The organism is Psychrobacter sp. JCM 18903 (assembly GCF_000586475.1).
In the GTDB taxonomy this organism is placed as follows: Bacteria; Pseudomonadota; Gammaproteobacteria; order Pseudomonadales; family Moraxellaceae; genus Psychrobacter.
This window is the reverse complement of sequence record NZ_BAWJ01000038.1, coordinates 1-11061: the sequence shown is the minus strand read 5'-3', so window position 1 is coordinate 11061 and position 11061 is coordinate 1. Positions and strand designations below refer to the sequence as shown.

Sequence of the window (11061 nt, the reverse complement as noted above, 5' to 3'; positions counted from 1 at the left end):
GACAACAACACTCCTGAGGGTTTTGTAAAACAAAAACTACCTGCCGTGATTAAAGTTACAGACTTGGCTACCTTTAATCGTATGGCAGAGAATCCGCTACCTAATACGACTTATGAGTATGGTAGCTATGCATGGCGTACTGATAGTAAAGGTCGTGTAGATCAGGTTGTAGTGGCACATTAAATTTGGACTGTATTTAAAAGAAGATATATTGCATACTAAAAAGCCAGACAACCTAAGCTGTCTGGCTTTAATATTGTGAACGACTTATCTACGATTGTTTTCCCGCCACAAGGCATGCTCACATACCTCACAGCACCAACTGTCTTTTGCCCGCATATATGGAATGTCTGCTGGTATCTGTAAAGGACACACATAACCACAGTACTCACAAAGCACATCATCTAAATAAGCAAAACACTCACCGATTGTCTCAAACAGTACTTGAGGGCTAATCTTATAATTCTCACAGATGGTTTCGACATGTGCGATATAATCACTTTCGTTATCATATGACCAGTAATCCTCACAGATTTTTAGATCGCGTGCATTCTGCGTCATATTCGGCTTAAGCTTTACACTCATCATGTTCTCCTTAGTAGCCACCATAGCCAGGCTGCGGTAATAGCTCATAAAGCTCGCTCTGAAGCTGACAACGCGTATCCTCTATCACATAGCCAAGACTGGCATCCAAGCGCTTCTGTACCCATATCCGCATCGCCATATCGTTATCAAAGCAGCGCTTCACTCCCAAGAAGCGAGCAAGGTTATAACCCGATGAAACATACAACTCACGCATTAATGCATTAGCAATAAGGTTTGCATCTGCACTGATCGCACCATCTGGTTTAAACTCACCGAACAGCTGCTCATAATTGATAATTGTCATAGTGACGTCTCCTTGTCTGTTTGTTTATTCCTAATGAATGCTTCAGTGTCAGAGCTATTCGATGCGCTCGTTAGCTTCTCCTTGCTCGCCAGTAGTAAGTTATCCATCGCTGAGCCATCTTGACGGGTGATATCAGGCACATAACGGCTATACACCCGAAACAGCATCTCCGTACTACTGTGACCCATCTGCCGTGCTATCCACTCAGGTTCTCACCAGCAGCCAGCCAAAGCGTCGCTGCCGTGTGCCGAGTCTGATAAGCACGCCGGTGTTTCAGGCCAAGTAGGGCAAGCGTGGGTTTCCACACCCGCCTGTTCACATTGCGATACTCCATTGGATTGCCTTGTGAATTGCAAAACACGAACTCTGACTTACCAAAGGTGCGTGCTTTTTGTTCTAACAAGGCGTCATACACCAGCTGTGACATCGCAATATCACGTTGTGAGCCTAATGTCTTCGTTGGACCATCTCACCATTGACTAATGCACCTCTAATACTGATCTCACGCCGATCAAAGTTAATGCAGTCCCATTTAAGCCCATCAATCTCACTGGTACGCATCCCTGTAAAGAAGCGAATGGTGTAGTAGCTTATAATCAGCACGGACATGTTTTAAAATCAGCCATACCTCACTCAATGTAAACGGGTTTACATCCGGACGAGCTTGCTTAAGATTCTTAATATTTTTATAAGGCATCTCAAACTCATGGCGATCTGACGCTTCTTCTAGTATCATACGAAGTAGTATCATGATCTGATTGATTCGTGCTACTGACAGACTTGACTGACCATCTTTACCGTAACGAACTTTGGCGAGAGAGCTACGGAAGGTCAGCAAGTCTGGTTTTTTTATTGCATGTACTGCTTTACCACCAAACTCAGGTAACAAGTACTTATTCAAAATAATCTGTGTCTTTTGCCGATAGCTCGGCCGCCATTCAATTTTCCTCTCCTCATAAAAAGTCTCTGAAAACTGCCTAAAGGTTGGATTGCGACTGATACAAGCTTCTGCTCTATCAGCCAGTGCCGTCATCTCCTGCGCTCGTTCACTCTTGGGGAAGTAAGCGCCATAGTCGAAGATACCTAGGGTTATTTCTGCTTCCATTTTTTTTGCTACTAAAGCCAGCTTTTTAACGTTTGCTGGAGTATCAGGGAAGTTAGTTGTCTCACGGCAACGAATATTCATATATGTGAAATCTATGAATAGTTTGCCACGCCTTGCTCTTACTGATGCCATTTTTAATCTCCTCGTTTAAATAAAACTTACTGTAAAGCCATACCATTGATGGCACTCATAACAGGTTTGCACATATCTTCTTCAATACGCTCCCAGACATATAAAATCTTACGACCGCCAAAAGGACGAATGTAATGGATGTTCTCAATTAAGACAGTGTCCTTAAGTTGGTTACGGATAGTACGTGCATCGTATTTGATACGTTCAGCTAATTCTTGAGTAGTGAGATAAGTCTGTGACATAATAGTTCTCCATGTGGAATAAATTTACTATTAGTGAGTTATTAATTATCACTAATGAGTACATATTAACTATAAATATTATCACTTGCAAGCATTTTATTATCACTTTAGGGAATGTATGTATGATTAAACTCAATTTACCTGTTTTATTTGCACAAAGAGGTATCCGTGTGGCGGATGCTGATAGGTTGTCTAAACTAGGAAGGTCTACTTTATACAGGATGTACAATAATGAAGTCACTCGAATAGATTTCGATTCATTAAATGAGCTTTGTAAGCTTTTGGATTGCACACCTGGAGATATTATCCTCTATGAAGAAGATAAGGTTTGTGAGGAAGGGGCTTCAGAAGAAAGTTAGAATGCTTACTAAGGCATTTGATAGCAGGGAGTTACGAGTTATTAAGCTTAGATATACTAAAGCTTTTACTTGGTCCAATTGCTATCAAATATTAGGTTGTGGTCTCTTTCAAGAAAAAGATTAATTTTAGGCAGTCTTGTTGTAAATACGGGTGCCACAAATTTTAATGACATTTTGAAAAAATGAAATGTATTTTAATCTTGCAGTTTTAATTGATTTTTAATGAATTGAGGTTGGGTTCAAAGTTGAGATGACACTCGACCTTTTAGGTTAGGTGTCAACGATATAAATTGTCAAGGTTGTGGTCAGTTAAGCATTTGTAGTTTTAGGGTAGGGCGCAGTTTGGGCACCAAATGGGCACCACGCCGAAAATGGGCTTTTTTATTGAGTAGCTAAACTTAACTATTCTTAAAAAAATATTCGTTAAAAATCGCTACAACCTCTGAAAAATGGACAAAAAAAAGCCTCACTGTTAAGTGAGGCTTTCTTAATATTTGGAGCGGGAAACCCCAACCTTGGCAAGCTCGCGGACTAAAATTATAGAAATGCATATTAATAGATTATAAGCTACACCATGTGATATACATATGGTGTAGCTTTTTTTATTATCTCAATGTATAGTGTAAAAAAGAACAGTATTACTTATATCACACGTTTATAGTCACCATGATTTTATGGTATTTTGACACCGACTAAAAAATTGTTAAATTATATTTTACTCTCCCCTAGCAGAGTTGTCCAATGTCTATACGTGATATTTCGGATTCCAAAGCCAGCTACTTTATATGAGTTACAAGCTAAAGGTGCATTATGAAAAAAAGTAAAAACCTACCCAAGCCTAGTACTCAATATGCTCGTTTATCTCCTAAAGACTTTTTAAATTTGTATATACACCCTGAAGCTAAAACAGCATATAAACTCTATGTAGAATATTTTCCACTGGCTCGTATAGCTAACTCAGACGATCAGACTGTAAATCTTGATGTTTGGTACGATGGAATAGGTTTCTATTTTTACAAAAATTTTTCAGCACAATTGCGAATGACAAATAATACTGCTCTCTATGTTAGGAAGCTTCAACCAACTATAAGCTCAATAAACCTAGAGTCATGGAGGTATGTTTTAGAAGAGTTCTTAGATCTAAATCCGTTAGATGTTAATATCTATAATCAATTAAAGGCTCAGATGCCAAAAGATATTCAACGCAAGCTGTTTGGTAAGTTGATGACGATTGAGGATGTTTGCCGAAGAAAAGGTATTTCTAGACATCATTTTGATTATCAACATGCCAAACAGAAATCCCCAATTTTTAGGATGCCTAGCTTTCAAGAGCTGATACAAAGGAATGTAAATGGAGATTGATATTGAGCGCGCTACTGATGGACTCATTCCTAATTTAGTCGGTAACCACCAAAGCGTTAGGCAATACTTTTTAACTGTGGCTGCAATGTCAGGCCAGGGTTTTATGAGTTTATCTTTACCAGAGACAGAAAAGGATTTTGTTTTATCTAAAATAGAACTTAAAGCCATTTATAAGAGTTGTACGAGTAGATTAACAAACGATCATTTCAGAGTAACAGCATTTATAGGTTCAACGTACCATCTGAAAGATTTGGATATCAGCAATCCAGCACCAGAGTGGCTTTGGATATCCAAACTATATCAATTACTACTATATTGTTCAGATCGTGAATTAGTGAACAGAATTACTGAGATAACTACTTTTGCACGTTTGTGGATAGTACAAGGTAGTTCTTATCATCACTTATGGCAAAAGTGTGTAGAGTTGCAATCTAAAGACATAGCCACTACATTCGACAATATTGATGCATATAAGCAATATCTCGACAAGATTAATAGTCCTGACCTCAATCAGTTTGCTAAAGTGCACAGAGCATTAAAATTTGTGCTGCATAACAAAAATCGTATCGAGCGTACTTCCACAAATGGTCGTAAAAGTAGGGTAACACGGCGGGTTGATGACGAAAAAATTGAGTACATTGCGTTTAATGATGTCGACGATGATAGTGATGAGTTAATTAGTGTCATCGAGTTTTAAAAACTGATAATGATATTGATGTCGTGCGCGAGAAATTAGATATTGGATTACCAGATTTTACGATACTCAAGCAAACATCACTACAAGCGCATGAAAAATATTCTCCGCAACAGATTTACCATCGTACGCGCTCAAAGCTGCAGCATGCCAATAAGAACGAACGTCTTATTGGCAGTAATGTTAGGATTCTACCTTTATTCGCATTACAAAATATTTTTGCGTATCTATGGCAGCTTTTTGAGGAATTATCATCTAGTCATGATAGAGATAAAAAGAGAGTAGTTAGTTATTTACTACTGTCAATGTTAACTGGGAGGTCAGTTTTCCAGTTAAGTGAGGATGTAACAGGTAATACTGAGCAGTATATTAATTTAAATCGTCGGAACAATAGCTATCATTTGAACATTATCTTAGACATCACACCTCTTAGGCTGCGTACTCAAGGTATCCAGCAAATACTAGCCAATCGTTTGCTTGAATGTGACATAAGTCTTCCTGAGCAACTGGGTGTGTTTTTAGCCTATAAAGGCGATATTAATAAAGAGATTTTGTATGAAGTTGTAAACGAAACTCGTGATGCCCTAAAGCTACCATATCTGTCACTGGCCCGTATTGAGAAAGGCTTATACAGTATTCTTATTCATCATGTCTCTAATAGTCAGGTTGCTAGTATCATTACAGGTCGAAATGAACGTAAGCGAGCGGATGTATGGTATAGCTCTAACAGTGTCGATGATATTCGAACTGTTTATCAACAGGCTATTAAACTGCTTAGTCTAAGAAGTACATATAACAATGATTATCTACATCTAGTTTCCAATAATTTTGATTATAAAATCGGTAGTCAAAATTGCCCTGATTATGTAATCGTCATTGATTTTATTGACTTATTACACCAAAAAGTAGAGGCAACAACTGATTATATTGAAAAATTTAATTCATATAGCATTTGGCTTTGGCATATCAGCTTACTTTTAACTTCAGTTAGGGCAGTTGAGGGTGCACCAGGTTATTTGGACCAATTCAATTTTGAGGTGGGGCTGATTTGGATATCTGACAAAGAAGAGCGAGCAACGGCGTCGAGTCAAAGATATGTGCCTCTATGCCCATTTTTAATTGAGGCAATCAACCGATATATAGATTTTTTAAAAAGCTTCTCGTCTCGTTTTTGTCGTTTAGACATGCGCATTCAACATTGGGTTGACGAAGTAATAAATTCTGAGCGACCACTGATTAACGTGTTTAATAAAAAAGGTGAACTAGAATCAATTCGTCCAGTACTGGTGAGAAATGAAATTCATGAGAGCTTTAAGTTTAAAGAGGATTGGACAAGGCATGTTGGGCAGCGTTATCTGCATGAGCAGAACGTAAATGAGTCAATGATACTCTCTGTATTTGGTCATGAGATGATGGGGCAGGAGTCTTGGCGAAAGAATTCATCAATAAGTATCGGTGATATTTTAGACTTGCGTCCAACTTATCAAGCACTTGCAGATAAGCTTGAGATAAGACAGGTGCAAGTATGAGTGTTAAAAAACAGTCAGATGATGAATTGTTCGGCTATAAACGTCGTGAGCAGAGACGTGAAGAGGAAAAAAAAGATGTTTTAGTAGAAGCTGACTTCATATGTCAAAAGCTTTGGGAGAGCTTTCTTAAAAACTTTGAAGTAGAAAAACCTGAAGTCAATGAAGAATCTATTTATCAACTTTATGAAGACATTTACAAAGAGTTTGAAGAAAGTAAATATATTTCTACAGGTCTAATGCCAATAGCATTAACCAAGCGTCTTTTCTTTTTTAATAATATTAACCGTGAGCGTAAGCGTAAGGGGTTAGAGCCACTGCCAGCCCCAACGGTTGCTTATCAGCCTCAACGCCCAAAAAATACAGCAGTAAGGGATGCTTTTTTTTATCTGCCTAAACTGCAAGATATAATGAAGGAGGCTGTTCAAATATGGCAAACAAAGAACAGTTTCACCCTTGTTGATGGACTAGCTTGGTTAATGTTTTCATTATTGATGCATGGTCGCATACATTCTGTTGATGTATTAAATGCTGTTTATGTGCATATCACCACTAAAAAGCAGTTACATAAATTGGCTGATGACATGGTCTATATTCCATTAGATATCGTGTCTAAAACTTATGGCAATCAGATAGTCGATATCGACGGTTCTGATGAAAAAATTATATCTTATTCAAAGTGGGTATTCATAGACGATATCAGTCGCTTGTGGCTAGTTAAGGTTAATCAGCTATTGGAAGATGAAACATCGAAGATACCAAGCTTTCATAGCAGTGTTAGGCAGCTTGGTAATTTGACTAGACAAAAATTTAAAGCGGATAATTTGGAGAAAACAGATTTTCTTAGCTATTTGAATATTTACTGGCAGACATTGGCGAATGTACATATAGATCAGCAGCTAGTGGAACTGCTTGTTCAACATGATACCCATACTGCCATTAGTTTAAACGACTGGCAAGCTTACTTAGGGGCTCCTCAGGAATCAGATACCACTACTGTCAAAAATGAGTACATCACGGTTAATAGACTCAATAAAACTACTCAAAATTTGCAGGATGAAGTTGTCGGCATAGAGGATAGTGTCAGTAAAAACAAGGCTCATAAAAACGTATTAAAAGATATTCGCCGCGCCCTTATGGGCAGTAGGAAAAAAATTAAAGAGCAGCTCGAGGCGTTGACTGAAATTCACGAAGGTTATAGTGAGCGAGGTTTAATTCTCTGGATGGTTGATTTAAATGCTATTAATAAAGCTATTTCTACTTTATCAAGATATCTGACAGAGGTGGGTGAAGCATTTTTATATGGCACTCGTGATGAAGACATTACGGATTATCAAGTACATCAATATGAGTTTTTATACGATAGTATCATCGCCAAGAAAAACACTCTCAATATAGGTTACACCCAGACGGTATTGAACTCACTACATCAAAGCTTGAAAAAACATTTGGGTGCACCACACGTGCATCTTCAGCGTGAAAATGATCCGAAAATAGTCTCTAGCAGTTTAATATCACTTGATTTATATAAACATATTCTACTAAGTGTCAGTAATCAGATCGCATTATCTTCATACAATAAAAGCATGATGAAAGTGATCTTTACTTTGCTCTATCGCACCGGCTTAAGAATTAATGAGCTATTAGGTATTCGGTTAACAGATATTGAATATGATCGAGATACTTATAGCGATATCAATTTGATTATTCGTTCAAATAGTCATAGAACCTTAAAGTCAGATGATGGTACTCGCAGAATTACTTTATCAGTGTTGTTAAAACCAAGTGAGTTTAAAGAGCTTCAGGCTTATTTTATAGAAAGGACTCGTCATAAAAAAGAAGGTAAATACTTATTTGCACTTGAGGGGCTGTCGACCCCATTAGATCGAGGTAGTGTGGATCGAGTGTTTAAAGAGGTTGTTGGCCTCATTACCAACACTTGGTATTGCATAGTTTTCGCCATAATGCTTTATCTAACATGGCAGTAATACTGAGATGTCGTCAAAAAGTTTTGGATGTTTTTACTGATTATACTGAGGATGAGGCGCAGCGTATTAAAGAGGATTTATTAGGAAAAATGCGTATGAAATCTGGTCATCATTGGGATGCCTTGATGGAGTTTGCGGGACATGCTGACCTAGATACTACTTTTAGCTCTTATATACATACTGTAGATATTATCTCAGCACATTTACTTGACCAGGCGTATATACAGCTACCTGTTGGTGTGGTCACCAAGCTTACGAATAAAGCACGTCGAAGTTTCAATCAACATAATCCACAAGCCTTAGATTTTGAAAAGAACTGTGTTGATCTTACAAAAATACGTGAGTTTATCAACCGTGAGTTAAATATCAAAAAAATTGATAATAGTAAGCAGTATTTTCCTACATCACGTATAGAAGATGAGGGTGTTAGTGTTTCTCCTATTTTTGGTAAGTATGCACGTTGGCAGATTGAAGAGTTCTTGAGCGAGATTGAAGCAGGTAAGGTCGTTTCTGAAGCCGCCCAACATCATTTTGTTTATGAAGATGCAGTTGGGCTATACAATCGAGCGCTGCTTCTAGCAGCTGATGAGAGTGGCGAGGCTCATCATAAATTAATATCCAAGTACAAACAGCCAAAGTCAGGACATATATTAATAGCACCAACGCTGCCAACTATTGTTAAAGAGCAGCAACTCGTGCTGGAATGTTTTATTAAATTAGAAAATCTATATCTTGACCAGTCGATGAAAGAGAGAGTGCAAAGCATTCTTTCAACATTCTACAAAAAAGCTAACTCATCTCATAGCGACCTTCGTTTTAAGTTTAATGAAAAACAGATGTTTTATGACTATTTAGATATCGCCATAAAAATACTACCTGCTAGATATTGGCGAATAAATATCAGTGCTTACCAAATGAAGCGCACAACAAAACCTAAAAAGGGAGAGTTGAAGTATCAGAAAATAATGAATGAGAAAAAACAGCTAGAAATTATGAAGGAATTTAAAGCTGATTATCGTCAACTATCAAAGAATATTACTAATAATGACTTTTATAGCGGTTATTCATTATCGGTGATTAATCCTAAAGAGAATGAGATAATTAACTCTACTAGTAATGAAGCGACCCGTGCATCATCATCACTGATGAAGTATGTGATGCATTTACTGCTGATTGTGGATGTGAGTTTTGAGCTAGATAGATGAGAGAATATATACTGACAATCAATAAGCAGTCCTTATTTTTTTATTTATTTGCGTAGCGGATTTTTTAAAGTAGAAAACCGATCGTAGGCTATAACTTCCTTAGCTATAATAAATATTTATTGATGCATTTAGTTTACCAAGTTTATCTCTACGGTTTCTTCAGCATAGCTCAGACTTCTAGTAGTATAAAAGAGGTTAGGGACTTCAAGAAGAAGCATAAACTCGATAGCACTATTAGGGTAGAAGCTAACCAAAACTGTGTAGGCTTTGAAGTTAGAGTTGTCAGAAAGATGAAATCCAAATCTGAAAAAAATGCTACTTATGAATCTTCCGGTGTCTTGAAGTTTTTTAGAGAGATTTTGGTAATGCTGCTTGACTGGAGTAAAGATGATGAAGAGTAATATAGCCTGGATTATAAGGTCAAGTTGCGTAACTAAAACTTCCCAAGTAAATATCTACAGGATCGACAGCGTAGCTCAATGCAGTCTCTAGGTAGAAAATAGGATATGTGCTGCTCAACGGTCTGTTCTGCCAAGCGGTAATGTCATCAAAGCTGCTGATGCTACCAGCTATTTGTTCAGCCAGCTTGTTAATGTCAGATTGAGTAGTCATTGCTTATCTTCCAGTTAGCGAAGTATAAGCAGTGACACAGTTTTTATAAAATTTTCTAATCTTTACGTTTTCTTCAGCATAGCTCAGTCTTATGCCAGGACACTTTTTAGAATACTACCTTCTTTTAGTTATAATCCACCATATTTTCTGTTGAATTCAATGTCACTCATTAGTAGCAAGATAATAAACTCAATAAATGCTATGATTGCAGGGATAAAAGTCCAACAAAATAGTAAGTAGATAATACCCATTCCAACCTGACCCAAGTAAAATTTATGGACTCCAAAACCACCAAGGAAAAAAGCTAATAAAGCTGCTATTACTCTACTCTTACCATTCTGTGCTGATACAAACCCATTTGACATTGCTATCTGTCTAACGCCACACTTAGGACAGATTTCAGCTTTCATGTTAATATTCGCTGCACAATCAGTGCAAAATTTCTCATTTTCATTTTTAAATCTTTGAGCAACTACGTTGTTCATAAATACATTCCTTAGATAAAATTTTAAATAAAAGCTATGATTTTTTTAAAAAATCCAATTATGTAATTATTAATAGGTTTTCTAATATCGTATTTTACAACTACAATTAAAAAGTCAACATGCTTTAAAGGTGAACAACAAAAACAGATCATCAGCTCTAATATTTATAATGAGCTGGTATTAAGAAGTTCTTTTTAAAATACAAATAGCGGTATGCTAGCTCAGTAATTTTAATATGCTCACTATAACTGAGCAGAGTGACTATATCGGTTGAGCGATAAATAAGTTTTTTATGTTTCTTTAAACTTATGCCAACTTACTCATATTTGTACTTAAGTTGCAAAAAGTTACTTAATTATTACAATCTATCATTATGCACTTTTATCAACTCATGGCAACTGAAATTTCATCATATTCAGGCATTTGACTATATAGTCAGTTCACAATAAAAAAATACAGCAC

Annotated in this window: 12 protein-coding genes and 1 pseudogene; 7 read left to right on the top strand and 6 right to left on the bottom strand. The window is 36.9% G+C overall.

The window, feature by feature from the left end:
- A partial coding sequence (locus tag TT12_RS14650) for a hypothetical protein (RefSeq protein WP_045456319.1) occupies positions 1 to 183 on the top strand: 183 nt, incomplete at its 5' end.
- An 84-nt stretch (positions 184 to 267) separates the two neighbouring features.
- Here the strand turns inward: TT12_RS14650 and TT12_RS14645 are convergent.
- From TT12_RS14645 to TT12_RS14630, 4 genes and pseudogenes are all read right to left on the bottom strand, one after another.
- Complete coding sequence (locus TT12_RS14645; protein ID WP_045456315.1) at positions 268 to 585, bottom strand: hypothetical protein; 318 nt, start codon at positions 583 to 585, stop codon at positions 268 to 270.
- A gap of 10 nt (positions 586 to 595) precedes the next feature.
- Positions 596 to 889, bottom strand: coding sequence for a hypothetical protein (locus tag TT12_RS14640; protein WP_045456312.1), 294 nt, complete (start codon positions 887 to 889; stop codon positions 596 to 598).
- A pseudogene (locus TT12_RS14635) lies at positions 886 to 2126 on the bottom strand (Arm DNA-binding domain-containing protein). The gene TT12_RS14640 and the pseudogene TT12_RS14635 overlap by 4 nt, the downstream one beginning before the upstream one ends.
- A gap of 26 nt (positions 2127 to 2152) precedes the next feature.
- Complete coding sequence (locus TT12_RS14630; protein WP_045456309.1) at positions 2153 to 2368, bottom strand: hypothetical protein; 216 nt, start codon at positions 2366 to 2368, stop codon at positions 2153 to 2155.
- Positions 2369 to 2490: 122 nt separating this feature from the next.
- On the opposite strand from TT12_RS14630, the gene TT12_RS14625 reads away from it, so the two are divergent.
- From TT12_RS14625 to TT12_RS14600, 6 genes are all read left to right on the top strand, one after another.
- Positions 2491 to 2727: a helix-turn-helix domain-containing protein gene (locus TT12_RS14625; RefSeq protein WP_045456306.1), complete on the top strand. Its 237-nt coding sequence runs from the start codon at positions 2491 to 2493 to the stop codon at positions 2725 to 2727.
- Positions 2728 to 3537: 810 nt separating this feature from the next.
- Entirely contained in the window at positions 3538 to 4089 is a 552-nt protein-coding gene (locus TT12_RS14620; RefSeq protein ID WP_045456302.1) for a hypothetical protein, read from the top strand.
- Positions 4079 to 4786 (top strand): hypothetical protein, encoded by a 708-nt coding sequence (locus TT12_RS14615; RefSeq protein WP_045456298.1) that lies wholly within the window; start codon positions 4079 to 4081, stop codon positions 4784 to 4786. Before TT12_RS14620 ends, TT12_RS14615 begins: the two co-directional genes overlap by 11 nt.
- A 23-nt stretch (positions 4787 to 4809) precedes the next feature.
- Positions 4810 to 6312 (top strand): hypothetical protein, encoded by a 1503-nt coding sequence (locus TT12_RS14610; protein ID WP_045456295.1) that lies wholly within the window; start codon positions 4810 to 4812, stop codon positions 6310 to 6312.
- Positions 6309 to 8297, top strand: coding sequence for a site-specific integrase (locus TT12_RS14605; RefSeq protein ID WP_045456292.1), 1989 nt, complete (start codon positions 6309 to 6311; stop codon positions 8295 to 8297). The genes TT12_RS14610 and TT12_RS14605 overlap by 4 nt, the downstream gene beginning before the upstream one ends.
- The gene (locus tag TT12_RS14600) at positions 8288 to 9502 is read left to right on the top strand and encodes a hypothetical protein (protein ID WP_045456289.1); all 1215 of its coding nucleotides are present in this window, start codon (positions 8288 to 8290) and stop codon (positions 9500 to 9502) included. Before TT12_RS14605 ends, TT12_RS14600 begins: the two co-directional genes overlap by 10 nt.
- Before the next feature lie 420 nt (positions 9503 to 9922).
- On the opposite strand, the gene TT12_RS14590 is transcribed toward TT12_RS14600, so the two are convergent.
- Both TT12_RS14590 and TT12_RS14585 read right to left on the bottom strand, forming a co-directional pair.
- Positions 9923 to 10114 (bottom strand): hypothetical protein, encoded by a 192-nt coding sequence (locus TT12_RS14590; protein ID WP_045456283.1) that lies wholly within the window; start codon positions 10112 to 10114, stop codon positions 9923 to 9925.
- Positions 10115 to 10242: 128 nt separating this feature from the next.
- Complete coding sequence (locus TT12_RS14585; RefSeq protein WP_045456280.1) at positions 10243 to 10599, bottom strand: TM2 domain-containing protein; 357 nt, start codon at positions 10597 to 10599, stop codon at positions 10243 to 10245.
- Positions 10600 to 11061 lie beyond the last annotated feature (462 nt).

Coding starts and splice junctions, on each gene's coding strand:
- TT12_RS14645 (WP_045456315.1), bottom strand. CDS start 585: ATGAGTGTAAAGCTTAAGCCGAATATGACGCAGAATGCACGCGATCTA.
- TT12_RS14640 (WP_045456312.1), bottom strand. CDS start 889: ATGACAATTATCAATTATGAGCAGCTGTTCGGTGAGTTTAAACCAGAT.
- TT12_RS14630 (WP_045456309.1), bottom strand. CDS start 2,368: ATGTCACAGACTTATCTCACTACTCAAGAATTAGCTGAACGTATCAAA.
- TT12_RS14625 (WP_045456306.1), top strand. CDS start 2,491: ATGATTAAACTCAATTTACCTGTTTTATTTGCACAAAGAGGTATCCGT.
- TT12_RS14620 (WP_045456302.1), top strand. CDS start 3,538: ATGAAAAAAAGTAAAAACCTACCCAAGCCTAGTACTCAATATGCTCGT.
- TT12_RS14615 (WP_045456298.1), top strand. CDS start 4,079: ATGGAGATTGATATTGAGCGCGCTACTGATGGACTCATTCCTAATTTA.
- TT12_RS14605 (WP_045456292.1), top strand. CDS start 6,309: ATGAGTGTTAAAAAACAGTCAGATGATGAATTGTTCGGCTATAAACGT.
- TT12_RS14600 (WP_045456289.1), top strand. CDS start 8,288: ATGGCAGTAATACTGAGATGTCGTCAAAAAGTTTTGGATGTTTTTACT.
- TT12_RS14590 (WP_045456283.1), bottom strand. CDS start 10,114: ATGACTACTCAATCTGACATTAACAAGCTGGCTGAACAAATAGCTGGT.
- TT12_RS14585 (WP_045456280.1), bottom strand. CDS start 10,599: ATGAACAACGTAGTTGCTCAAAGATTTAAAAATGAAAATGAGAAATTT.